Origin of the sequence: Kitasatospora sp. NPDC094015 (genome assembly GCF_040304075.1) — a bacterium.
GTDB lineage: Bacteria > Actinomycetota > Actinomycetes > Streptomycetales > Streptomycetaceae > Kitasatospora.
On record NZ_JBEOUL010000005.1, the window covers coordinates 309935 to 333903 of the forward strand.

Here is a 23969-nt window from a genome sequence, read left to right on the forward strand (position 1 = left end):
GGAGCGGCAGGCGGCAGCGCGCCGGGCCAGTGGGGCCCGGCCGGCGCGGCGCGTCCCGGTGGTGACCCGGGCGCGATCGAGCGCGCCCTGGGCCAGGTCGCGCCCGAGCGGTACGAGGCCTACGAGGCACTGCTGCGCGCGCTGGCCGAGGGCCAGGTCTGGATGCTGCTCTGGCACGGGCAGCCCGGCAGCCCGGACGCCCAGTACGGGAACATGGACATCGGCGGCCACGGCTACGCCCCGGCGGTCACCTCCCCCGGGCAGCTCACCGCCAGCGGCTGGGCCCGCGGCCACGAGGTGATCTCCGGCCTGGAGATCGCCAACGCGCTCTACCGCACCCGCTGGGGCCTGTGGCTCGACCCGCACGTGCCCGGCGGCGGGGTCGGCGTGCCCTGGGCCGACCTGCGCCGGATCGCGGTCGGCCTGGACCGGCTGCCGGCCGGGCCGCTCCAGCTCGGCGAGCCGCAGCTGCAGGCGCCGCAGTTCTACGAGGTGCTGGTCCGGCAGGCCGCGGAGGTCCGCCCGCTGCGCGCGCTGCGCCAGGCCTGGGTCCGGCCCGCACTGGGCGAGCCGTACCTGGCGATCGGCCTCGACCTGTACGACACCTCGCCGCCGGCGGTGGAGGCGGCCCGGGCGCTGGTCCAGCGCGCGGTCGCGCACGTGCCGGACGGCACCGCGGTGTCCACGGTGATGCTGGCCGACGAGTTCGACCCGGTCGCGATGTGGCTGCTTGCCAACGCGCGCCCGATCTTCGACCGGGAGAGCCACTACGGCCACCCGCAGGCCGCACCCCCGGCGTATCCGGGGTACGGCTATCCGCCCCCGCAGCACGGGCAGTCCGTGGCGGGCTGGCAGCAGCAGCCGTGGCCCGGTTACCCCGGCCGCTGAAACAGGTTCGTACACCATTTCCCTGAGCACCCGACGGGTTTTCCCGGGCGGGTGCTCCGTGCTGCCCGGGCGGCGGCCACCTGGCAGTTCTCCGCCATTGGCGACCTTCCGTCAGCATGCGTCTTGACAGGCGAGTAACCGCTGTGTGAAGAGCGATATGCGGTGGAAACAGTCGTGCATGCGGGCAGATCACGGTTGGGCATCCTTCACCGGTGGGGTCTGGCGCAAAGCTGTCCGAATGACACAGAGTTCTGCGCAATGCAGAGCGCGTGAACGAGCCCCACGAAGGCGAGCGCGCCAGCCGAAGTCACAGGTCCGTGCGACGAGCATTCCGTCGGGCCGCACCGCGCACATCTGCACCGCCCCGCACCACCGGCACCATCCGAAGTCCAGCCTCCTCTGACCCGACCCCCACGCCGAGTCAGCGGCCGGCTCCCCCTGAAAACGAACTCTGCACCGCCGCAACGGTTTTCGGTACCACCGCACCGCTCTGCACACGCACCTGTCACGATCCCGGGCCACCCGGGGCCAGGCCCGGACCGGGCCCGGACCCGGCCGGGGGAGGCGACACCGTGGGCCGGCCACCGTCGGCGAGGGGAACGAACTGACTCATGAGCACACCCACCGAGACCACCGGTCCCGAGGCCGAGGCGACGCCCGTCGCGGCCGCCGGCCCGTCCAAGAAGATCGAAGGACGGTCCCCCGGCCGGATCGCCTGGGACCGCCTGAAGCGTGACAAGGTCGCCCTGGCCGGCGGCATCGTGGTGATCCTGCTGATCCTGGTGGCGCTCTTCGCCCCGGTCCTCACCGCGTTGTTCGGCCACCCGGTCGACGAGCCGCACCCGGACCAGATCAACCCCGACCTGGGCCTGCCCAACCACCCCTTCGGTGGGATGAGCAGCGACTTCCTGCTGGGCGTGGACCCGACCTTCGGTCGGGACGTCTTCAGCCGGATCATCTACGGCGCCCGGATCTCGCTGGGCGTGGCCTTCTCCGCGGCGATCGTCTCCGTGGTGATCGGCGTGGTGATGGGCATCGCGGCCGGCTACTTCGGCGGCTGGGTCGACTCGGTGATCAGCCGGGTGATGGACGTGCTGCTCGCCTTCCCGCAGCTGCTGTTCAGCATCGCGCTGGTCTCGGTGATGCCCAACTCCCTTCTGGGACTGGACGGTAGCCTGCTGCGGATGGGCATCCTGGTCCTGGTGATCGGCTTCTTCGGCTGGCCCTACATCGGACGCATCGTCCGCGGCCAGGCCCTCTCCCTGCGGCACCGCGAGTTCGTGGACGCGGCGCGCAGCCTGGGCGCCGGCCGGGCGCACATCCTCTTCCGCGAGCTGCTGCCCAACCTGGTGGCACCGATCCTGGTCTACGCGACCCTGATCATCCCCACCAACATCCTCAGCGAGGCCGCACTCAGCTTCCTCGGCGCCGGCGTCAAGCCGCCCACGCCGTCCTGGGGTCAGATGCTGTCCGCCGCGACCAAGATCTACCAGGCCGACCCGACCTACATGGTCGTCCCCGGTGTGGCCATCTTCGTCACCGTGCTCGCCTTCAACCTCTTCGGTGACGGCCTGCGTGACGCGCTCGACCCCAAGGGCACCTGAGCCCGCACAGTCCTCAGTCCCGGCAGGGCTTGTCCGTTCCTGCCACACCCCCACGGGGCGTCAGCCCCGGCGGACCGTCCGGGCCCGCACATCTCCAGGAGGATTCAGTTCCCATGACGCGTAACAGGACGCTCGCCGCCGCCGCCCTGGTGGCCTCGCTGGCCCTCACCACCGCCGCGTGCGGCGGCAGCAAGGGTGGCGGCACCGGTGACGGCGGGGCCACCAAGGCCGCCGCCGCGGGCTTCAACGCCGCTGCCGAGAAGGTGGTGAACCCGTCCGACAAGAAGGGCGGCACCCTCAACCTCTGGACCAGCACGGATGCCGACTCCTGGGACCCGGGCCGCGCCTACTACGCCTCGGTCTGGAACTTCGAGCGCTTCTACGCCCGCACCCTGCTGGCCTTCGACGCCAAGCCGGGCAAGGACGGCCTGAAGCTCGTTCCCGACCTGGCCGCCGACCAGCCGACCATCGCGGCCGACGGCAAGACCTACACCTTCAAGCTGAAGCCCGGCGTGAAGTTCGAGGACGGCTCGGCGATCACCTCGAAGGACATCAAGTACGGCATCGAGCGCATCTTCGCGCAGGACGTCGTCTCCGGCGGTCCGACCTACCTGATCAACTCGCTGGACCAGGGCCAGGGTTACAAGGGCCCCTACACCGACACCGACCCGAACAAGCTCGGTCTGAAGACGGTCGAGACCCCGGACGACACCACCATCGTCTTCCACCTGGACAAGGCCGACTCCTCCTTCCCGTACCTGCTCGCGATGGGCTCGGCCTCGCCGGTCCCGCAGAAGCTGGACACCGGCAGCAAGTACGGTGACCACCCGGTCTCCTCCGGCCCGTACAAGTTCAAGTCGATCGAGCCCGGCAAGTCGGTCGAGCTGGTCCGCAACGAGAGCTGGGACGCGGCCACCGACCCGTTCCGCAAGGCGCTGCCGGACACCGTCAAGCTGACCATCACCTCCAACGCCGACGACATGGACGCGCGCCTGCTCGACGGCAGCGCGGACATCGACTTCAGCCAGACCGGCCTCTCCCAGGCCGCCCAGGTCAAGGTGCTGCAGGACCCGGCGCTCAAGGCCAACACGGACGACCCGTACAACGGCTTCATCCGCTACTTCACGATCGTCCCCAAGGTCGCGCCGTTCGACAACGAGCACTGCCGCAAGGCGGTCCTGTACGCGGCCGACACCACCGCCCTGCAGACCGCCCGCGGTGGCTCGGTGGCCGGTTCGACCTACGGCTCGATGCTGCCCCCGAACATCCTCGGCTCGGACGACTACGACCCGTTCGGCCTGACCAAGGGCAAGCCCGACCTGGCCAAGGCCAAGGAGGAGCTGGCGGCCTGCGGCAAGCCGGACGGCTTCAAGACCACCATCGCGGTCCGTGGCAACAAGGAGAAGGAGGTCAACTCCGCGGTTGCCCTCCAGACCGCGCTGAAGGCCATCAACGTCGACGTCACCGTCGACCAGTACGACGGCAAGCTGCTGGCCTCGGTGGCCGGTGCGCCGGACGTCGTGCACAGCAAGAACTACGGCCTGCTGGTCGTCGGCTGGGGCGCCGACTACCCGAACGGCGCCGGCTACATGCAGCCCCTCATGGACGGCCGCTTCATCGTCAAGAACGGCAACAGCAACTACGCCGAGACGGACGACCCGGAGGTCAACGCCTGGTTCGACCAGGCCGCCGCGGAGACCGACCCGGCCAAGGCCGCCGAGCTCTACAAGAAGATCAACCACAAGGTGACCGACTCCGCGGTCTACCTGCCGATCGTGGCCGACAAGGCGCTGAACTACCGCAACCCGCGGCTCACCAACGTCTTCGTCAACCAGGCCTTCGGCGAGGTCGACTTCCAGGCGCTCGGTGTCTCCGACGGCAAGTGACCTGCCCCGCCCGCTCCCGTAGTTCGCACAGCTAGTCCGAAGGGCAGGTGAAGGCTCCGCCCGGGTCGGCCGGGAACCCCCACCGGGGTTCCCGGCCGGCCGGGGGCGGGGTCGACCGCAGTGCTCGTGTATTTCATCCGACGGCTCATCAACGTCGTCGCCATGCTGCTGGTGGTCTCCGCGGTCACTTTCGGCATCTTCTTCATGGTGCCGAAGCTCACCGGCAGCGACCCGGCCCTGCTGTACGTCGGCAAGATCGCCGACAAGGCGGCGGTCGAGGGCATCCGCCACAAGATGGGCCTCGACAAGTCGATCGTCGAGCAGTACTTCCTCTTCCTGAAGGGGCTGTTCGTCGGCCGGGACTACAGCACCGGCGTCGACGTCACCCACTGCGCGGCCCCCTGCTTCGGCTACTCCTTCAAGACCGAGCAGGAGGTCTGGCCCGTCCTGCTCGACCGGCTGGGCGTGACCGCCTCGCTCGCGGCCGGCGCCTCGGTGCTCTGGCTGGTCTTCGGCACCCTGGCCGGTGTCGTCTCGGCGCTGCGCCGCCGCACCCTGCTGGACCGCTTCGCGATGACCACCGCCCTGGCGGGCGTCTCGCTGCCGATCTACTTCACCGGCATGCTGGCCAGCGCGATCTTCGTCTACCAGCTCGGCTGGTTCCCGCACGACTACGTCGAGCTCGGGACCGACCCGCTGATGTGGTTCCAGAACCTGGTGCTGCCCTGGATCACGCTCGCCTTCCTGTACGCGGCGACGTACGCCCGGCTCACCCGGGCCACCCTGCTGGACGTGCTCGGCGAGGACTACATCCGCACCGCGCGGGCCAAGGGCCTGACCGAGCGGACCGTCATCGGCAAGCACGCCATGCGATCCACGCTGACCCCGATCCTCACCGTCTTCGGCATGGACCTCGGCGGCCTGATCGGTGGCGCGGTGCTGACCGAGACGACCTTCAACTTCCGTGGCCTCGGCTACGAGGCGGTCGCCGCGATCAGCGCCAGCGACCTACCGGTGATCATGGGTGTGACCCTCTTCGCCGGTTTCTTCATCATCCTGGCCAACCTGCTGGTTGACGTCTTGTACGCCGTTGTCGATCCCCGGGTGAGGCTGGCATGAGCAACACCGAGAAGACCATCACGCCGGTGGACACGGGCACCGGGAAGACCTCCTCGGCCTTCCTCTCGGTCCGCGACCTCAAGGTGCACTTCCCGACCGACGACGGCCTGGTGAAGTCCGTCGACGGGCTGAGCTTCGACCTGGAGCAGGGCAAGACCCTCGGCATCGTCGGCGAGTCGGGCTCCGGGAAGTCCGTCACCTCGCTGTCGATCATGGGCCTGCACCGGATGGGCACCAAGCGCGGCGCCCCGCAGATCAGCGGCGAGGTCCGGCTGGACGGCGAGGACCTGATCTCCGCCGACCCCGACCGGGTCCGGCGGCTGCGCGGCCAGAAGATGGCCATGATCTTCCAGGACCCGCTGACCGCGATGCACCCGTACTACACGATCGGTACCCAGATCGTGGAGGCCTACCGGGCGCACCACCCGCAGGCGAGCAAGAAGGACGCCCGCAAGCGGGCGATCGAGATGCTCGACCGGGTCGGCATCCCGCAGCCGGACAAGCGGGTGGACGCCTACCCGCACGAGTTCTCCGGCGGCATGCGCCAGCGCGCGATGATCGCCATGGCGCTGGTCAACGACCCCTCGCTGCTGATCGCCGACGAGCCCACCACGGCCCTCGACGTCACCGTGCAGGCCCAGATCCTGGACCTGATCCGCGACCTCCAGCAGGAGTTCGGCTCGGCCGTCATCATCATCACCCACGACCTCGGGGTGGTCGCCGAGCTCGCCGACGACATCCTGGTGATGTACGGCGGCCGGTGCGTGGAGCGCGGCCCCGCCGCGACCCTGTTCGAGGCGCCCGAGCACCCCTACACCTGGGGCCTGCTCGGCTCGATGCCGCGGCTGGACCGCGAGCTCCAGGACCGGCTGATCCCGGTCAAGGGCTCCCCGCCCAGCCTGATCAACGTGCCGAGCGGCTGCGCCTTCCACCCGCGCTGCCCGTACGCGGAGCAGACCGGCGGTCGCTCGACCACCGAGCGTCCGGTGCTGGCCGAGGCCGCCACGCGGCACTTCGCCGCCTGCCACCTGCCGATCGCCGAACGCCACCGGATCTTCACCGAAGAGATCGCGCCCCGGCTGTGAGCACGTACCACCCCTTTGGAGAGAACCGATGACGGACTCATCGACGGCGACGATCCCCGCACCCGCGCCCGCCGGCGACCAGGAGCCGCTGCTTCGGGTGACCGGTCTGACCAGGCACTTCCCGATCGCCAAGGGCCTGCTGCGCCGGCAGACCGGCGCGGTGCGCGCGGTGGACGGGATCGACTTCACGGTCAACGCGGGCGAGACCCTCGGCGTGGTCGGCGAGTCCGGCTGCGGCAAGTCGACCATGGGCCGGCTGATCACGCGGCTGGACGAGCCCACCGGCGGGAAGATCGAGTTCGAGGGCACCGACATCACCCACCTGGGCGTCGGGGCGATGCGGCCGCTGCGCCGCGACATCCAGATGATCTTCCAGGACCCGTACTCCTCGCTCAACCCGCGGCAGACCGTGGGCACCATCGTGGGCGCCCCGTTCCGGCTCCAGAAGGTGCCGAGCGAGCACGGCCTCAAGCGCCAGGTCCAGGACCTGCTGGAGCTCTGCGGCCTCAACCCGGAGCACTACAACCGCTACCCGCACGAGTTCTCCGGCGGCCAGCGCCAGCGCATCGGCATCGCCCGCGCGCTCGCCCTGCGGCCGAAGATGATCGTGGCGGACGAGCCGGTGTCGGCGCTGGACGTGTCGATCCAGGCGCAGGTGGTGAACCTGCTGGACGACCTCCAGAAGGAGCTCGGCCTGACCTACCTGATCATCGCGCACGACCTCTCGGTGGTCCGGCACGTCTCGGACCGGGTCGCGGTGATGTACCTCGGCAAGATCGTCGAGATCGCCGACCGGGACTCGCTGTACCGGGCGCCGATGCACCCGTACACCAACGCGCTGATGTCGGCGGTGCCGGTCCCGGACCCGCGCCGCAAGGAGCGCCGCGAGCGGATCCTGCTCACCGGTGACGTGCCCTCGCCGCTCAACCCGCCGAGCGGCTGCCGGTTCCGGACCCGCTGCTGGAAGGCGCAGGACGTCTGCTCCAGCCTGGAGCCGCCGCTGGTCGCGGCGAAGAGCGGCCACCAGGTGGCCTGCCACTTCCCGGAGAACCCGGTGACCGCGACCGAGGCGACCGGCTGATCCGGTCGGTCCGAACGATCCGGACGGGGCCCGGACGCGTGCGCGCGTCCGGGCCTTCGCCGTGCCCGCTCCCGGGGCCGCCGGCGGCCCGCGGTAGGCCTTCTGCGGGACGGGTGGTCCTCCGTACGGAGCAGGCGGCGGCCGCTGCTGTTGCGGGCGGGGCGGCCCGCTGCGTTCACTGAGCGGTGTTGCGATCCGATCGACGCCCGACCCCGGCCGGGCAGCTGGGAGGTCTGTCCGGTGCTGTCCGCACGCAGTCTGTTCCAGGAGATCCACGCGCACGACGAGGCGTTCCAGCTGTTCTGCTCCATCGCGGCCAAGGGCGAGGACCAGGGCGGCTGGGAGAACGGCCGGATCTCCCGGCTGGTGGCGGACCAGTGGCTGGCGCCGCGGATCGCCCGGCACGGCGCCGACGAGGACAAGCACGGCCGGATCTTCAACGCGCTGCTGCACAAGCGCGGGCTCGCGCCGGTCGAGGTCCCGGACGACACCGACTACACGATGATGCTGGAGCGCCAGGGGATCGGTCTGGCGCACAACCGGCTGCGCCGGGACGAGCCGCTCGGCGAGGCGGACGTGATCACCTACCTGGCGCACAGCCGGGTCACCGAGCAGCGCGCCTCCGAGCAGATGCGGCTGCTGCGCAAGGTGTTCGGGCAGCACCCGGAGCTCGGCCGGGCGGTGCGCATGATCTCCGACGACGAGGACAACCACCTCGCCTACTGCCACGAGGAACTGCTCCGGCTGGCCGCCGCCGGGCACGGCCGGCGGATCCTGCAGACCCTCCAGGAGACCGCCCGGGCGGAGATCCGCACCTACCGGGACGTCAGCCTCGCGGTGATGGCGCACATGGGGCGGATCCTGCGCTGGCCGACCGCCAAGTCGGCGGTGCTGGCCGCCGGGATCCACGGCGTGTTCGCCTACGAGCTGATCGGCGGGTGGCACCGGATGACCACGCTGAAGATGCCCGACCGGCTGGACGCCCTGGGCGGCCCGCCGCCGCGTGAGTCCTTCGTCTGAGCCCGCCCCGGTGCCGGGCGCCCGGGCGCCCCGCACCGGACGGGCCGGCGGCCGATTGGGCGGCCCGCGGAGCCGGCATGGACACTGAGCCGGTGACATCGCAAATCTTTTCGCCCGGGGTGCAGCAGACCCTGGACCTGGTCGGCATCTTCGTCTTCGCCCTGTCCGGCGGCCTGCTGGCCGTCCGCAAGAACATGGACATCTTCGGTATCTGCGTGCTCGCCGAGGCGACCGCGCTGGGCGGCGGGGTGATGCGTGACCTGGTGATCGGTGCCACGCCGGTGGCGGCCTTCACCAACCTCGGCTACTTCTCCACCCCGCTGGCCGCCGGGGTGGTGGTGTTCTTCCTGCACCCGCAGGTGGAGCGGATCAACACGGCGGTGCAGACCCTGGACGCGGCCGGCCTCGGCCTGTTCTGCGTCTCCGGCACCATCAAGGCGCACGACTACGGGCTGGGCTCGGTGGCCTCGGTCGCGCTCGGCATGCTGACCGCGGCCGGCGGCGGCGTGATCCGCGACGTGCTCGCCACCGAACAGCCCTCGCTGCTGCGCTGGGACCGCGAGATCTACGCCGTGCCCGCGCTGATCGGGTCCACCGTGGTCGCGGTGCTGATCGCCACCGACCGCCTCACCTCGCTGAACGCCTCGGCCGCCGCGCTGTGCGCGTTCGTGATCCGGATGCTGGCGCTCAGGTACGGCTGGCGCGCTCCGCGTGCTTGGCACCGCAACGGTTCTCGCACCAGCGAGGAGTAGGCGTCCCGCCGTAGGCCAGCGAGATCGCCTCCACCGTGCACAGCAGCTCCGGCACCAGCCGGCTCAGCTCGGCCGTCGAGGCCTCGTACGCGGGGGCGGAGATCGAACAGGTGGCGATCGCCCGGCCCTCGGTGCCGGCGATCGGTGCCGCGATCAGGCCGACCGCGGCCGGCCCGTCGGCCTCGTCCATCGACCAGCCCCGGCGGCGTACGGCGGCCAGTTCGGCGCGGAAGTCGGCGGTCGAGCCGATCTCCTGGCCGCCGGCCTGCTGGGCCGTCAGGAACGCCGTCAGCTGGTCGTCCGGCAGATCGGCCAGCAGCACCTTGCCGATCGCGCTGGCGACCGCCGGTGCGCGGTGGCCGAACCGGCCGTCCGGGCCGAGCCGGGGGCCCGGCCAGTCCGGGTAGCGGCTCTGCGCCTTGTCCAGGTGCAGCACCTTGCCGTCCTCCAGCACCGACAGGTGCACGGTGTGGCCGTAGCGCTCGTTGAGCGAGGCCAGGTAGGGCGCGGCCACCTGCCGGATGTCGATGGTCTCCAGCGCCTGCTGGGCGAGCGAGAACAGCCGGCCGCCGAGGCGGTAGCGGTGGTCGCTCTGGCGGGTGACGAAGCCGTGCTCCTGCAGCGTGCGCAGCAGCCGCAGGGCCGTCGACTTGTGCACGCCGATCCGGTTCGCCGCCTGCTCCAGCGAGCTCGGCCCCTCCCCGAGGGCCGCCAGGATGGTCAACGCCCGGTCCACCGTCTGGGACATCACGTCCCCCCCTCCACGCCCGGCAGTGGCAGGAGGCTAATCGCGCGTTGCAGGGGGTGCAATGGCCAAATCGTGACCCAGGGACGGTGTTCGGCCGGTCGCCCCCGCGGCGACGCCTACACTTGGTCCCGCTATGGCTTACCTCGACCACGCCGCGACCACTCCGATGCTGCCCGAGGCTGTCGCCGCCATGACGGCGCAGCTCGGTGTCGTCGGCAACGCCTCCTCCCTGCACGCGGCCGGCCGCCGGGCCCGCCGGGTGGTCGAGGAGTCCCGGGAGTCCCTCGCCGAGTCGCTGGGCGCCCGCCCGAGCGAGATCGTGCTGACCGGCGGCGGTACCGAGTCGGACAACCTCGCGGTGAAGGGCCTGTACTGGTCGCGCCGGGACGCCGACCCGGCCCGCCGCCGGGTGCTGTGCAGCCCGGTCGAGCACCACGCGGTGCTGGACGCGGTGCACTGGCTGGCCGAGCACGAGGGCGCGCTGGTCGACTACCTGCCGGTGGACGGCTTCGGCCGGGTGCACCCCGAGGCGCTGCGCGCGGCGATCGAGCGCGATCCCGGCTCGGTCGCGCTGGTCACCGTGATGTGGGCCAACAACGAGGTCGGCACCCTCCAGCCGGTCGCCGAACTCGCCGCGGTGGCAGCCGAGTTCGGCATCCCGATGCACGCCGACGCGGTGCAGGCGCTCGGTCAGGTGCCGGTCTCCTTCGCGGAGTCCGGGCTGACCGCACTCACCGTCACCGGCCACAAGATCGGCGGCCCGTACGGGGTCGGCGCGCTGGTGCTGGCCCGTCAGGCCCACCCGGTGCCGCTGCTGCACGGCGGCGGCCAGGAGCGCGACGTGCGCTCCGGCACCCTGGACGTGCCCGGCGCCGCCGCCTTCGCCACCGCCGCCGCCCTGGCCGTGGCCCGCCGCGAGCCGTACGCGGCCGGCGTCGGCGCGCTGCGCGACGAGCTGGTGGCCGCGGTCCGCGCCGCGGTGCCGGACGCCGTCCTGAACGGCGACCCGGCGGCGGCCGGCCGGCTGCCCGCCAACGCGCACTTCTCCTTCCCCGGGTGCGAGGGGGACGCGCTGCTGATGCTGCTGGACGCGCAGGGCGTCGAGTGCTCCACCGGCTCGGCCTGCTCGGCCGGGGTGCCGCAGCCCAGCCACGTGCTGCTGGCGATGGGCGCCGATCCGCTGCTGGCCCGCGCCTCGCTGCGGTTCTCGCTCGGCCACACCTCCACCCGGGCCGACGTCGAGGCGCTGACCGCGGCGATCACCCCGGCCGTGGAGCGGGCCCGCAACGCCGGACTGGCGGCGGCGGCCCGGCGCTGAGCGGCACCGGCGGGGCCGGTGCCCAGGGGCGGCCGGCAGCCGCATTCCCTTACCGCCCGCCCGGCGCGAGCACGTACGCTGGTCGCATCATGAGTGACTTCCCCGGTGCCCCGACCGCCCCGTCCGATGGCCGCCGTCTGCGCGTGCTGGCCGCGATGTCCGGCGGGGTCGACTCCGCCGTGGCCGCCGCCCGCGCCGCCGAGGCCGGCCACGAGGTGACCGGGGTGCACCTGGCGCTCGCCGCCAACCCGCAGTCCTTCCGGACCGGCGCCCGCGGCTGCTGCACCCTGGAGGACTCCCGCGACGCCCGCCGGGCCGCCGACGTGATCGGCATCCCGTTCTACGTCTGGGACCTCGCGGAGCGCTTCCGCGAGGACGTGATCGACGACTTCGTCGCCGAGTACGCGGCCGGCCGCACCCCCAACCCGTGCCTGCGCTGCAACGAGAAGATCAAGTTCGCCGCGCTGCTGGACAAGGCCGTCGCGCTCGGCTTCGACGCGGTCTGCACCGGCCACTACGCCCGGGTCGTCGACCTCCCGGACGGCGGGCGCGAGCTGCACCGCGCCGTCGACCCGGCCAAGGACCAGTCGTACGTGCTCGGGGTGCTGGACGCCGAGCAGCTGGCGCACTCGATGTTCCCGCTCGGCGACACCACCAAGGACGCCATCCGGGAGGAGGCCGAGCGGCGCGGTCTCGCGGTCGCCAAGAAGCCCGACAGCCACGACATCTGCTTCATCGCCGACGGCGACACCCAGGGCTTCCTGGCCAAGCACCTGGGCACCGCCACCGGCGACATCGTGGACGTGGACGGCAGCAAGCTGGGCGAGCACGACGGTGCCTACGGCTTCACCATCGGCCAGCGCAAGGGCCTGCGGATCGGCCGCCCGGCCGCCGACGGCAAGCCGCGCTACGTGCTGGACATCTCGCCGGTCGACAACACCGTCACGGTCGGCCCCGCCGAGGGGCTGGACGTGCTGGGGCTGACCGCGATCCGGCCGCGCTGGTGCGGCGCGGCGCCGGTCGGCGAGGCCGCGTACACCGCGCAGCTGCGGGCGCACGGCGGCGAGGTGCCGGTCACCGCGGCGGTGGTCGGCGAGGAGCTGGTGGTCCGGCTGGCCGAGCCGGTCCGGGGCATCGCGCCCGGCCAGGCCGTGGTGCTCTACGACGGCACCCGGGTGGTCGGCTCGGCCACCATCGCGGCCACCGAGCGGCGCGGCGTCCCGGCCTGAGCCGACGGGTTCCCGGGCGCGCCGCCGGCCGTGGTAGACCTGAGGCCATCATGAACATCACCGTCTTCTGCTCCGCGTACTCGCTGGACGCCCACTACACTGCCCCCGCCGCCGAGTTCGCCCGGCTGCTCGGGGCCGGCGGCCACACCCTGGTCTGGGGCGGCTCGCACGCCGGCCTGATGGGCCTGCTCGCCGACGGGGTGAAGGAGGCCGGGGGCCGGCTGGTCGGCATCTCGGTCGAGCTGCTCGCCCACAAGACCTACGAGGGCGCCGACGAGCTGGTGATGACCGTCGACCTGGCCGCCCGCAAGGCGCAGCTGCTGGCCCGCGCCGACGCCGTGGTGGTGCTGGTCGGCGGGCTCGGCACGCTGGACGAGGTCACCGAGGTGCTGGAGCTGAAGAAGCACGCCCTGCACGACAAGCCGGTCGTGGTGCTCGACACCGAGGGCTTCTACGCCGGCCTGCGCACCCAGCTGGAGCGGATGGACGCGGAGGGTTTCCTGCCCCGTCCGCTCGCCGAGCTGATCACCTTCGCGCGGACCCCGGCCGAGGTGCTCGACCGGCTCGACCGGGCCCGCTGACCGGCCCGAGGAGCGCTCCGGCCGGCCCCGCCCGGCCCCGGCCGCCGTCGGCCGCCCGCCGCGACCCGCGCGGACACCGCCACCACGACCCGAGGGACATCATGGGTGTACACCTGATCACCGGCGCCGGCTCCGGCATCGGCGCGGCCGTCACCGAGCGGCTCGCCGCCCGCGGCGAGGAGCTGTGGCTGCTGGCCCGCGACGCCAGGCGCGCGGCCGTGCTGCGCTCCCGCTACCCCGGCGCCCGCACCCTGGTCGGCGACCTCGCCGACCCCGCCAAGCTGTCCTGGGCGCTCGGCCAGCAGGAGATGCCGGTGGAGGTCGACGCCCTGCTGCACATCGCCGGGGTGGTCGAGCTCGGCACGGTCGGCGACCTGCCGGTGAAGGCCTGGCAGTACCAGCTGAACGTCAACGCGGTCGCCCCCGCCGAGCTGACCAGGCTCTTCCTGCCCTCGCTGCGCCAGGCCCGCGGCCAGGTGCTGTTCGTCAACTCCGGGGCCGGGCTGCGCGCGGACGCCAACTGGAGCGGCTACGCGGCCAGCAAGTTCGCCGTGCGGGCGCTGGCCGACGCGCTGCGCGCCGAGGAGCAGGAGAACGGCGTCCGGGTCACCTCGGTCTACCCGGGCCGCACCGCCACCCCGATGCAGCTCAAGGTCCACCACCAGGAGGGCAAGGAGTACGACCCGAGCCGCTGGATCGACCCGGCCTCGGTCGCCACCGCCGTCCTCACCGCCCTCGACCTGCCCCGCGACGCCGCGATCACCGAGATCACCGTCCGCCCGGGAGCCTGACCGGGCCTTCGCGGTGATCGTGCGGGTGCTCGCGCACTAGGCTCGGGCGGGTGAGCACCGAGAGCACCGACAGCACCCAGAACCCCCTGCGGACCAGGCCCGGCGCCGCGACCGGCGTCGGGTCGATGCCCGGCACCGACGCGCGCGAGGCGGCGAGGACCGTGACCGGCTCGCTGGAGCTGCTGCCGCACCTGCCGGAGCTCCCCGCCCGCGGCCCCGGGGCCGACATGATCGGCCGCGGCGCGGGGCTGCTGGTCGAGCTGTTCGCGCAGGTCGAGCCGAGCGGCTGGCGGTTCGCCGACCACCCGGGGCGGGACAGCCGGCGGGCCCGCTCCTGGCTGGGCGAGGACCTGGACGCGCTGGAGGAGTTCACCCAGGGCCACCAGGGTCCGCTGAAGCTCCAGGCGGTCGGCCCGTGGACGCTGGCCTCCTCGATCGAGCTGCGGCACGGCGAGAAGGCGCTCGCCGACCCCGGTGCCTGCCGGGACATCGCCGGGTCGCTGACCGAGGGGCTGCGCCGCCACCTCGACGACGTCCGCGCCCGGATCCCCGGCGCGCAGCCCGTCCTGCAGCTCGACGAACCCTCGCTGCCGGCCGTGCTGGCCGGCTCGGTGCCCACCGCCAGCGGCTTCCAGCGGCTGCGCACGGTCGACCGGCAGCGCGCCGAGGAGGTGCTGCGCGGTGTGGTGGAGGCGCTGGACGTGCCGGTGGTGGTGCATAGTTGCGCCCCGCGGGTGCCGCTGGCGCTGCTGCGCCGGGCCGGGGTGGCGGGGGTCTCGCTGGACTTCTCGTTCCTGACGGAGCGTGACGACGACGACCTCGGCGAGGCGATCGAGGGCGGCACCGTGATCCTGGCCGGTGTGGTGCCCTCCGGCGACGAGGGAATGTCCGACCCTGCCGGTAGTGTCCAGGGTGTCAGGACGTTGTGGCGCAGGCTCGGGCTCGACCCGGAGCTGCTGGGCCGCCGGGTGCTGGTGACGCCGAGCTGCGGGCTGGCGGGGGCTTCCCCCGACTACGCCAGGCGGGCGCTGTCACTCAGCGTGAAGGCGGCGCAGAGCCTGGTGGACAACCCGGAGTAGCACGGCAGGAGGGCCCAGGGTGGCGGGTGTTGAGGGCTGGGAGGAGATCCCGGCCGAGGTGCGCACGAGGCACGCCGAGCTGGCGGCCGAGATCGAGGAGCACCGGGTCCGGTACTACGACCAGGACGCCCCGATCGTCAGCGACGCCGAGTTCGACGCGCTGATGCGGGAGTTGGAGGCCGTCGAGGCCGAGCACCCGGCCCTGGTCACCCCCGACTCGCCCACCCAGAAGGTCGGCGGCACCGCCACCGAGGGCTTCGCCAAGGTCGAGCACCGCGAGCGGCTGCTCAGCCTGGACAACGCGATGGACGACGAGGAGCTGGCCGCCTGGGCGGAGCGGGTCGCCGGCGAGCTGGCCGGGATCGACTACCACTACCTGTGCGAGCTGAAGGTGGACGGCCTGGCCGTCAACCTCACCTACGAGCGCGGCCGCCTGGTGCTGGCCGCCACCCGGGGCACCGGCCGGATCGGCGAGGACATCACCGCCAACGTCCGCACCATCAAGGAGATCCCGCACCAGCTCCAGGGCGAGGACATCCCCGAGCTGGTGGAGATCCGCGGCGAGGTGTACCTGCCCACCGAGGCCTTCGCCGAGCTGAACGCCTCGCTGGCCGCGGAGAACGAGCGCCGCAAGGCGGAGAACGCCGAGCGGGAGCGCGCCGGCAAGCGCCCGCAGGCGCTGCTGAAGCTGTTCGCCAACCCGCGCAACGCGGCGGCCGGCTCGCTGCGCCAGAAGGACACCAAGGTCACCGCCTCCCGCCCGCTGCACATGGTGGTGCACGGCATCGGCGCCCGGGTCGGCTTCGACATCGACTGCCAGTCGCACGCCTACCGGCTGCTGCGCGACTGGGGCCTGCCCACCGCCCGGCACAACCGGGTGGTCGGCAGCCTGGACGAGGTGCGGGAGTTCATCCGGCAGTACGGCGAGCAGCGCCACTCGGTCGAGCACGAGATCGACGGCGTGGTGGTCAAGGTCGACGAGATCGCGCTCCAGGGCCGGCTCGGCGCCACCTCCAAGTCCCCGCGCTGGGCGATCGCCTGGAAGTACCCGCCGGAGGAGGTCACCGCCAAGCTGGCCAGCATCAAGGTCGGCATCGGCCGCACCGGCCGGGCCACCCCGTACGCGGTGCTGGCCGAGCCGGTGAAGGTGGCCGGCTCGATGGTCCAGTACGCGACCCTGCACAACCAGCAGGTGGTCAAGGCCAAGGGCGTGCTGCTCGGCGACACGGTGGTGCTGCGCAAGGCCGGTGACGTCATCCCGGAGATCCTCGGCCCGGTCGAGGACCTGCGGGACGGCACCGAGCAGGAGTTCGTGATGCCCTCGCACTGCCACGAGTGCGGCACCGAGCTGCGGCCGATGTCCGAGGGCGACATCGACCTGCGCTGCCCCAACGCGCAGTTCTGCCCGGCCCAGGTGCGCGAGCGGATCGCCTACCTCGGCGGCCGCGAGTCGCTGGACATCGACGGGCTCGGGTACGTCGCGGCCACCGCGCTGACCCAGCCGCTGGAGCCGGCCGATCCGCCTGTCAAGAACGAGGGGGACATCTTCGGCCTCACCGTCGACCAGCTGCTCCCCATCAAGGTGCTGGTGCGCGAGCCGAAGACCGGCATGCCGAAGCTGGACGACCGCACCGGCGAGGAGAAGGTGGTCGCCTTCTTCGCCAATCTCCGCGGCGAGCCGAAGAAGTCCCTGACGCTCCTGCTGGACAACCTCGCGGCCGTCCGCGACCGCCCGCTGTGGCGGTTCGTCAACGGCCTGTCGATCCGTCACGTCGGCCCGGTCGCCGCCCAGGCGCTGGCCCGGGAGTTCCGCGATCTGGACAGGATCTTCGCCGCCGACGAGGCGGAGCTGTCCGCCGCCGAGGGCGTCGGCCCGACCATCGCCCGCTCCGTCAAGGAGTGGTACGAGGAGGAATGGCACCGCGAGGTGCTGGAGAAGTGGCGCGCCGCCGGGGTGCGCTTCGTCGAGGAGGGCGCCGAGGAGCAGGGTCCGCGGCCGCTGGAGGGGCTGACGGTGGTGGTCACCGGCACGCTCGCCGGCCACACCCGGGACGGCGCGAAGGAGGCGCTGACCTCGCGCGGAGCCAAGGTCACCGGTTCGGTGTCGAAGAAGACCCACTTCGTGGTGGCCGGCGACAACCCGGGCTCCAAGTACGACAAGGCGGTCCAGCTCGGCCTGCCGGTGCTGGACGACGCGGGCTTCGCCGTGCTGCTGGAGCAGGGCCCCGAGGCGGCCAGGGCGCACCTGGGCCTGCCGGCGGAGCCGGCCGGGCCGGCCGCCGCCCCCGCGGCGGTCACCGGGGAGGAGAGCCCCGCCGACCGGTGACGGGCTGTCCACCCCTTGGTCGTTATCCTCCTGATGCGACGTCACCGGCGCCCGCCCGCAAGAGTTCGGGCATTCTGTCACTGTGCGGCGGTGCCGGCCTCTCCCGACGGGGAAGTCCGGCCGGTGGCGCGCTCAGGGATGTCCGAAAGTCTGCCCTCCCGGTCGACCCCGGCATACCCTGGAGCGCAACAGAGAGTCAGCAGGGGTGGGCGGCACCGGTTTCGGCCGGCGCCCGTGGGGACATCCCGTCACCTGACGTCCATCGGCACCGGTACGGTGCCTCACCGTAAGGCGGCCTGACGGGGCGGGCCCGACGGAGGACAGGGCTTATGGATCGTACGACCGGCGGTGCGCCCACACGCCCGCCGCAGGGGGTGGCAGGTGCGGTCCTGCTGCTCGGCGTTGTGCTGGCCGGGGCCGCGCCGCTCATCCCGCTCGCCGTCCTGGTCTACCGCTACGAACCCGAGCTGCTGCCGCTGTTCGCGGTCCCGTTGGCCGTCCTGGTGGCGGCCTGGCGGATCGCCCGCGACCGGGCCAGGGACCAGCTCACCGATCCGCTCACCGACCTGCCCAACCGGCAGGCCCTGCTGCTCGCCGCCCAGGAGGCGATCGCCCAGCACGACGGGGAGGACGGCTACAGCGTCGGCCTGATCCTGCTCGACCTGGACCGGTTCCGCTCGCTCAACGACGCCCTCGGCCACACCGCGGGCGACCGGCTGCTCGTGCACATCGCCCGCCGGCTGAACCGCGCGCTGCGCTCAGGCCCGGCGCCGCAGTCCGGCCAGGCCCGCCCCGGCGGGTCGGACACCGAGGACGTGTTCGGCGCGCTGCCCCCGTCGGTGCAGCGCAGCGGGCAGGCCGTGGTGGCCCGGATGGGCGGCGACGAGTTCGCCGTCCTGCTGCCCGGGGTGGGCAGCCCGGAGACCATGGAGCGGGTGGCCAAGGCCCTGATCGTGGAGCTCGCCGCGCCGATCCGGCTCGACGGGCTGCTGCTGGTGCTGGAGGCCAGCGCCGGGGTCTGCGTCTACCCGACCCACGCGCAGGACGCCGAATCGTTGCTGCGCCGCGCCGACGTGGCGATGGCGCACGCCCAGCGCAGCCGCAGCGGGGTCGAGCAGTACGACGAGTCGCGGGACATCGACACCCCGTACCGGATCGGGCTGCTCGGCGACCTGCGCAGGGCGCTGGAGACCGCCGAGGTCAAGCTCCACTACCAGCCGAAGGTGGCGTTCGACGGCCGGGTGGTCGGCCTGGAGGCGCTGCTGCGCTGGGAGCGGGCCGGCCAGGGCCGGGTCGCGCCGGACGAGTTCATCAGTCTGGCCGAGTCCAGCGGGCTGATGCCGCGGCTCACCGACTACGTGCTGGAGTCGGCGGTCGGTCAGCTGGCGATCTGGCGGGCCCAGGGCCTCAAGGTGCCGGTCGCGGTCAACGTCTCGCCGCGGGACGTGCTCAACCCGGGCTTCGCCGCCCGGGTCGCCGGCCACCTCGACCGCAACCAGGTGCCGGCCGACGCGCTCCAGCTGGAGATCACCGAACGGCTGCTGCTGGACGACTCCCGCCGGGCCGCCGACACCCTGGACGAGCTGCGCCGCTACGGCGTGCGGATGTCGCTGGACGACTTCGGAACCGGGCACTCCTCGCTGGTGCGGCTGCGCAGCCTGCCGGTCGGCGAGCTGAAGATCGACCGCTCCTTCGTCTCCCGGATGGTCGCCGACGACCACGACGCCGCCGTGGTGCGCTGCTCGGTCGAGCTGGCGCACTCGCTGGGGCTGACCGTGGTCGCGGAGGGCGTCGAGGACGACGAGACCTGGGAGCGGCTGCAGGCCATGGGGGTGGACGCCGTCCAGGGCTGGCTGGTGTCGGCCGCGCTGCCGGCCGACCAGGCCACCGCCTGGCTGATGGTGCACAGCACCGGCGCACCCTCGGTGGAGCGGCTGACGGCGACCCAGGTGCGCCCGGCGCCGCAGGTCCGCCCGGGCGCGAAGCCCAAGCCGGAACTGGGGGCCCCGACCAGCCAGCCGTGACCGGCTGCCGCCGCAGGTCCGCTGCCGGCGTCCGCTGCCGGGGGTCCGCCGCCGACGCGCCCCGTCCGCCCCTCGCCGGGGTGGGCGGGGCCGCGGCGTTCCCGGCCCGCCGCGACCGGGCGTTCCTACCCTGTCGCGGCCGTGCTTTCCCGCCCGCCGCCCGGTCGGCGTGGCCGGTGGCCGGGCCGCGCCCCATAGGATGGGGCCACAGACCAAGAGGACGGGGGTGCGCCCGGCGCCCGCCCGTCCGGGCCGGGCACCGCGCAAGCGCGCTCCGGCCTCACCAGAACTCACCTTGAGGATCGCTGCATGCCTGGCATCACGCGCGAGGAGGTCGCCCACCTCGCCCGGCTGTCGCGTCTGGAGTTGCGGGCCGAAGAGCTGGACCACTTCGCCGAGCAGCTCGACGTGATCATCGGCGCGGTCGCCCGCGTTTCCGAGGTCGCCGGACAGGACGTCCCGCCGACCTCCCACCCGCTGCCGCTGACCAACGTCATGCGCGCGGACGAGGTGCGGCCCTCGCTCACCCCGGAGCAGGCGCTGGCCGGCGCCCCGGCCAGCGAGGAGCAGCGTTTCCGCGTGCCCCAGATCCTCGGGGAGGACTGATCACCATGACCGATCTCATCCGCTACACCGCAGCCGAGACGGCGGGCGCGATCGCCTCCGGCCAGGTCTCCGCCGTCGAGGTCGCCCAGGCGCACCTGGACCGGATCGACGCCGTGGACAAGAAGGTCAACGCCTTCCTGCACGTCGACACCGAGGGCGCGCTCCGGGCCGCCCGCGCGGTCGACGACAAGCGTGCCAAGGGCGAGGAGCTCGGCCCGCTGGCCGGCGTCCCGCTGGCGCTGAAGGACGTCTTCACCACCGAGGGCATCCCGACCACCTGCGGTTCGAAGATCCTCGAGGGCTGGATCCCGCCCTACGACGCGACCCTGACCCGGCGTCTGAAGGACGCCGGCGTGGTCATCCTCGGCAAGACCAACATGGACGAGTTCGCCATGGGGTCCTCCACCGAGAACTCGGCCTTCGGCCCGACCGGCAACCCGTGGGACCTCTCCCGGATCCCCGGCGGCTCCGGCGGCGGCTCGGCGGCGGCCCTGGCCGCGTACGAGGCCCCGCTGGCGATCGGCACCGACACCGGCGGCTCGATCCGCCAGCCCGGCGCCGTGACCGGCACCGTCGGCGTGAAGCCGACCTACGGCTCGGTCTCCCGCTACGGCCTGGTCGCCTTCTCCTCCTCGCTGGACCAGGGCGGCCCGTGCGCCCGTACGGTGCTGGACGCGGCGCTGCTGCACGAGGCGATCGCCGGCCACGACCCGCTGGACTCCACCTCGATCGACGCGCCGGTGCCGGCCGTGGTCGCGGCGGCGAAGATGCGCGACGTGCGCGGCATGCGGATCGGCGTGGTCAAGGAGTTCGCCGGCGAGGGCTACCAGGCCGGCGTGATGCAGCGCTTCGACGAGTCGGTCGAGCTGCTGCGCGAGCTGGGCGCCGAGGTCGTCGAGGTCTCCTGCCCGTCCTTCACCCTGGCGCTGCCGGCGTACTACCTGATCGCGCCGAGCGAGGCCTCCTCCAACCTGGCCCGCTTCGACGCCATGCGCTACGGCCTGCGGGTCGGCGACGACGGCACCCGCTCCGCCGAGGAGGTCACCGCGCTCACCCGCGAGGCCGGCTTCGGCGACGAGGTCAAGCGCCGGATCATCCTGGGCACCTACGCGCTGTCCTCGGGCTACTACGACGCCTACTACGGCTCGGCCCAGAAGGTGCGCACCCTGATCTCGCGCGACTTCGACGCGGCCTTCGCCGGCGTCGACGTGCTGGTGTCGCCGACCACCCCGACCACCGCCTTCGCGATCGGCGAGCGCGCCGACGACCCGATGGCGATGTACCTGGCGGACCTGTGCACCATCCCGTCGAACCTGGCGGGCAACGCGGCCATGTCGCTGCCCTGCGGCCTGGCCCCGGAGGACAATCTCCCGGTCGGCCTGCAGATCATCGCACCCGCGATGGCGGACGACCGCCTGTACCGCGTGGGCGGCGCCGTCGAGGCCGCACTCAACGACAAGTGGGGACACCCCCTGCTGGAGGAGGCACCGGCACTGTGAGCACCGTTGCGAAGGCCAAAGGGTTCAAGCACTCCAAGCCCGGCCTGTGGCTGTCCATCGGGACGAGCGCCTTCGGCGCGGTCTCGATCGTCAAGGACGTCAAGAAGGCGCGTGGCGACAACGACACCCTCAAGCTGATCAACGCCCTGGTCGGCGCCGCCGCGCTGATCACCGGCACCGCGCTCCTCGTCCGTGAGCTCAAGCGGCTCGGCGACGACGACGTGCTGCTGGGCTGACGGACCTCCAAGACTCAAGTGAAGGGGACGCTGTGAGCGTCATCAGTCTGGTCTCGTACGAGGACGCACTCGCCTCGTACGACCCGGTGATGGGCCTTGAGGTCCACGTCGAGCTGGGTACGAAGACCAAGATGTTCTGCGGCTGCTCGACCGAGCTGGGCGCCGAGCCCAACTCGCAGACCTGCCCGACCTGCCTCGGCCTGCCCGGCTCGCTGCCGGTGGTCAACGCGGTCGGCGTGGAGTCCGCGATCAAGATCGGCCTGGCGCTGAACTGCGAGATCGCCGAGTGGTGCCGGTTCGCCCGGAAGAACTACTTCTACCCGGACATGCCGAAGAACTTCCAGACCTCGCAGTACGACGAGCCGATCGCCTTCAACGGCTACCTCGACGTGCAGTTGGAGGACGGCTCGACCTTCCGGGTGGAGATCGAGCGCGCCCACATGGAGGAGGACACCGGCAAGTCCAGCCACGTCGGTGGCGCCACCGGCCGCATCCACGGCGCCACGCACTCGCTGCTGGACTACAACCGGGCCGGCATCCCGCTGATCGAGATCGTCACCAAGCCGATCGAGGGCGCCGGCGAGCGCGCGCCCGAGGTCGCCAAGGCGTACGTGGCCGAGCTGCGCGAGCTGATCCGGGCGCTGGGCGTCTCCGAGGCCCGGATGGACAAGGGCCAGATGCGCTGCGACGTCAACCTGTCGCTGCGCCCGAACGGCACCACGACCTTCGGCACCCGCTCGGAGACCAAGAACGTCAACTCGCTGCGCAGCGTCGAGCGGGCGGCCCGGTTCGAGATCCAGCGCCACGCCACGGTGCTGACCGACGGCGGCACGATCGTCCAGGAGACCCGGCACTTCCACGAGGACAACGGCAGCACCACGGCCGGCCGGATCAAGGACAACGCCGAGGACTACCGCTACTTCCCGGAGCCGGACCTGGTGCCGGTGGCCCCCGCCCGGGCGTGGGTCGAGGAGCTGCGGGCGGAGCTGCCCGAGCTGCCGCGGGTGCGCCGGGCCCGGCTGCAGGCCGAGTGGGCGCTGTCCGACAAGGACATGCAGTCGGTGCTGAACGCCGGTGCGGTGGAGCTGCTGGAGCAGACCATCGCCGCCGGCGCGCCGGCCGACCAGGCCCGCAAGTGGTGGCTGGGCGAGCTGGCCCGCCGGGCCAACGAGACCGGCACCGAGCTGGCCGAGCAGCCGATCACCCCGGCCCAGGTGGCCCGGGTCTGCGCGCTGGTCGCCGAGGGCAAGCTGAACGACAAGCTGGCCCGCCAGGTGATCGAGGGCGTGCTGGCCGGCGAGGGTGAGCCGGACGCGGTCGTCGAGCAGCGCGGCCTGGCCGTGGTCTCGGACGACTCCGCACTCGGTGCGGCCGTCGACCAGGCCATCGCCGACAACCCGGACGTCGCGGCCAAGATCCGTGACGGCAAGGTCCAGGCGGTCGGTGCCCTGGTCGGCGCGGTCATGAAGACCACCCGCGGCCAGGCCGACGCCGCCAAGGTCAAGGACCTGCTGCTGGCCCGGCTCTCCTGAGGACCCCTTAGGCCCATCCCGGGCGACCCCGGGCCGGCCTTAGACCGGACGGCCCGTCCGTACCCCCGCCGAGGGGGCGCGGACGGGCCGTCCGGCATTCCGGGGCCGGTCCCTAAGGCGCCGGCGCCCCGGAAGATCGGGCATGCTGCCGATGTCCGGGCCCCCACTGGGACGGAAAGGTTGACCCCGGACGACGGACCGGCCGACCGAGGCCGGGACGCGGCCCGACCAGGGGGACACCACCACCGTGTTCGAGTACGAGATCATCCGCCAGCGCCAGCAGCAGCTCCAGCAGGAGGCCGAGCGGGCCCGGCTGGTCCGCGAGGCCAGGTCCGTGGCGGCGCCCGCCGCCCGCCCCGGCCTGCGGGCCAGGTTCGCCCGCAGCGTACGCCGCACCGACGGCGCCGTGGCCGGCGCCGGCCAGGTCCGCGCCGCCCGCCTCGGCGAATGCTGACAGAAAGGCACATCCCGGGTGCCGGAACCGGGACGGAAGGGGAGGACGCCCACGGCGCCTCCCCTTCGGGCCGTCCGGGGGCCGGGATAACGCCTCGGCCGGGGTCACCGC

Annotated in this window: 20 protein-coding genes and 1 pseudogene; 20 read left to right on the forward strand and 1 reads right to left on the reverse strand. The window is 72.6% G+C overall.

Features of this window, described 5'->3' with window-relative positions; translation table 11 throughout:
• Positions 1-75: 75 nt before the first annotated feature.
• The 8 genes from ABT014_RS09330 to ABT014_RS09365 all read left to right on the forward strand — a co-directional run bounded on the left by ABT014_RS09330 (position 76) and on the right by ABT014_RS09365 (position 9435).
• Positions 76-888, forward strand: a complete 813-nt coding sequence (locus ABT014_RS09330) for an enhanced serine sensitivity protein SseB C-terminal domain-containing protein (RefSeq protein ID WP_350638108.1) — start codon at positions 76-78, stop codon at positions 886-888.
• Positions 889-1499: 611 nt separating this feature from the next.
• Positions 1500-2492, forward strand: coding sequence for an ABC transporter permease (locus tag ABT014_RS09335; protein WP_350638059.1), 993 nt, complete (start codon positions 1500-1502; stop codon positions 2490-2492).
• A 113-nt stretch (positions 2493-2605) separates the two neighbouring features.
• A complete protein-coding gene (locus ABT014_RS09340; RefSeq protein ID WP_350638060.1) occupies positions 2606-4378 on the forward strand; it encodes an ABC transporter substrate-binding protein in 1773 nt (590 codons plus the stop codon).
• Between the two features lie 120 nt (positions 4379-4498).
• A complete protein-coding gene (locus ABT014_RS09345) occupies positions 4499-5497 on the forward strand; it encodes an ABC transporter permease (RefSeq protein WP_350638061.1) in 999 nt (332 codons plus the stop codon).
• Complete coding sequence (locus tag ABT014_RS09350; protein WP_350638062.1) at positions 5494-6582, forward strand: ABC transporter ATP-binding protein; 1089 nt, start codon at positions 5494-5496, stop codon at positions 6580-6582. Before ABT014_RS09345 ends, ABT014_RS09350 begins: the two co-directional genes overlap by 4 nt.
• Positions 6583-6610: 28 nt before the next feature.
• Positions 6611-7663: an ABC transporter ATP-binding protein gene (locus ABT014_RS09355; protein ID WP_350638063.1), complete on the forward strand. Its 1053-nt coding sequence runs from the start codon at positions 6611-6613 to the stop codon at positions 7661-7663.
• Between the two features lie 240 nt (positions 7664-7903).
• Positions 7904-8683 carry a ferritin-like domain-containing protein gene (locus ABT014_RS09360; RefSeq protein ID WP_350638064.1) on the forward strand — a complete coding sequence of 260 codons (780 nt, stop codon included), beginning with the start codon at positions 7904-7906 and terminating at the stop codon, positions 8681-8683.
• 92 nt (positions 8684-8775) lie between these two features.
• On the forward strand, positions 8776-9435 hold the full coding sequence (locus tag ABT014_RS09365; RefSeq protein ID WP_350638065.1) for a trimeric intracellular cation channel family protein: 660 nt from the start codon (positions 8776-8778) through the stop codon (positions 9433-9435).
• Here ABT014_RS09365 and ABT014_RS09370 read toward each other — a convergent pair.
• Positions 9371-10183, reverse strand: a complete 813-nt coding sequence (locus ABT014_RS09370) for an IclR family transcriptional regulator (protein WP_350638066.1) — start codon at positions 10181-10183, stop codon at positions 9371-9373. The genes ABT014_RS09365 and ABT014_RS09370 overlap by 65 nt on opposite strands.
• 133 nt (positions 10184-10316) lie before the next feature.
• On the opposite strand from ABT014_RS09370, the gene ABT014_RS09375 reads away from it, so the two are divergent.
• The 12 genes and pseudogenes from ABT014_RS09375 (at position 10317) to ABT014_RS09430 (ending at position 23858) form a co-directional block, all read left to right on the forward strand.
• Positions 10317-11501, forward strand: a complete 1185-nt coding sequence (locus ABT014_RS09375) for a cysteine desulfurase family protein (RefSeq protein ID WP_350638068.1) — start codon at positions 10317-10319, stop codon at positions 11499-11501.
• Positions 11502-11590: 89 nt separating this feature from the next.
• Positions 11591-12730, forward strand: coding sequence for a tRNA 2-thiouridine(34) synthase MnmA (gene mnmA, locus ABT014_RS09380; protein WP_350638069.1), 1140 nt, complete (start codon positions 11591-11593; stop codon positions 12728-12730).
• A gap of 50 nt (positions 12731-12780) precedes the next feature.
• Entirely contained in the window at positions 12781-13311 is a 531-nt protein-coding gene (locus ABT014_RS09385; protein WP_350638070.1) for an LOG family protein, read from the forward strand.
• 101 nt (positions 13312-13412) lie between these two features.
• Positions 13413-14102: an SDR family oxidoreductase gene (locus tag ABT014_RS09390; protein ID WP_350638071.1), complete on the forward strand. Its 690-nt coding sequence runs from the start codon at positions 13413-13415 to the stop codon at positions 14100-14102.
• A 125-nt stretch (positions 14103-14227) separates the two neighbouring features.
• The gene (locus ABT014_RS09395) at positions 14228-15181 is read left to right on the forward strand and encodes a methionine synthase (RefSeq protein ID WP_502894914.1); all 954 of its coding nucleotides are present in this window, start codon (positions 14228-14230) and stop codon (positions 15179-15181) included.
• A 19-nt stretch (positions 15182-15200) separates the two neighbouring features.
• Positions 15201-17507, forward strand: a complete 2307-nt coding sequence (gene ligA / locus ABT014_RS09400; protein ID WP_350638073.1) for an NAD-dependent DNA ligase LigA — start codon at positions 15201-15203, stop codon at positions 17505-17507.
• Between the two features lie 392 nt (positions 17508-17899).
• Positions 17900-19531: pseudogene (locus ABT014_RS09405) on the forward strand (putative bifunctional diguanylate cyclase/phosphodiesterase); the annotation flags it as partial.
• 309 nt (positions 19532-19840) lie between these two features.
• A complete protein-coding gene (gene gatC, locus ABT014_RS09410) occupies positions 19841-20137 on the forward strand; it encodes an Asp-tRNA(Asn)/Glu-tRNA(Gln) amidotransferase subunit GatC (protein ID WP_350638075.1) in 297 nt (98 codons plus the stop codon).
• 5 nt (positions 20138-20142) lie between these two features.
• Positions 20143-21636, forward strand: a complete 1494-nt coding sequence (gene gatA / locus ABT014_RS09415) for an Asp-tRNA(Asn)/Glu-tRNA(Gln) amidotransferase subunit GatA (protein ID WP_350638076.1) — start codon at positions 20143-20145, stop codon at positions 21634-21636.
• Positions 21633-21872: a hypothetical protein gene (locus ABT014_RS09420; RefSeq protein ID WP_350638077.1), complete on the forward strand. Its 240-nt coding sequence runs from the start codon at positions 21633-21635 to the stop codon at positions 21870-21872. Before gatA ends, ABT014_RS09420 begins: the two co-directional genes overlap by 4 nt.
• Positions 21873-21904: 32 nt before the next feature.
• Positions 21905-23404, forward strand: coding sequence for an Asp-tRNA(Asn)/Glu-tRNA(Gln) amidotransferase subunit GatB (gatB, locus tag ABT014_RS09425; protein ID WP_350638078.1), 1500 nt, complete (start codon positions 21905-21907; stop codon positions 23402-23404).
• Positions 23405-23651: 247 nt separating this feature from the next.
• On the forward strand, positions 23652-23858 hold the full coding sequence (locus ABT014_RS09430) for a hypothetical protein (RefSeq protein WP_350638079.1): 207 nt from the start codon (positions 23652-23654) through the stop codon (positions 23856-23858).
• Positions 23859-23969: the final 111 nt, after the last annotated feature.

Coding starts and splice junctions, on each gene's coding strand:
- ABT014_RS09335 (WP_350638059.1), top strand. CDS start 1,500: ATGAGCACACCCACCGAGACCACCGGTCCCGAGGCCGAGGCGACGCCC.
- ABT014_RS09340 (WP_350638060.1), top strand. CDS start 2,606: ATGACGCGTAACAGGACGCTCGCCGCCGCCGCCCTGGTGGCCTCGCTG.
- ABT014_RS09350 (WP_350638062.1), top strand. CDS start 5,494: ATGAGCAACACCGAGAAGACCATCACGCCGGTGGACACGGGCACCGGG.
- ABT014_RS09355 (WP_350638063.1), top strand. CDS start 6,611: ATGACGGACTCATCGACGGCGACGATCCCCGCACCCGCGCCCGCCGGC.
- ABT014_RS09370 (WP_350638066.1), bottom strand. CDS start 10,183: ATGTCCCAGACGGTGGACCGGGCGTTGACCATCCTGGCGGCCCTCGGG.
- ABT014_RS09375 (WP_350638068.1), top strand. CDS start 10,317: ATGGCTTACCTCGACCACGCCGCGACCACTCCGATGCTGCCCGAGGCT.
- mnmA (WP_350638069.1), top strand. CDS start 11,591: ATGAGTGACTTCCCCGGTGCCCCGACCGCCCCGTCCGATGGCCGCCGT.
- ABT014_RS09385 (WP_350638070.1), top strand. CDS start 12,781: ATGAACATCACCGTCTTCTGCTCCGCGTACTCGCTGGACGCCCACTAC.
- ABT014_RS09390 (WP_350638071.1), top strand. CDS start 13,413: ATGGGTGTACACCTGATCACCGGCGCCGGCTCCGGCATCGGCGCGGCC.
- ABT014_RS09395 (WP_502894914.1), top strand. CDS start 14,228: ATGCCCGGCACCGACGCGCGCGAGGCGGCGAGGACCGTGACCGGCTCG.
- gatC (WP_350638075.1), top strand. CDS start 19,841: ATGCCTGGCATCACGCGCGAGGAGGTCGCCCACCTCGCCCGGCTGTCG.
- gatA (WP_350638076.1), top strand. CDS start 20,143: ATGACCGATCTCATCCGCTACACCGCAGCCGAGACGGCGGGCGCGATC.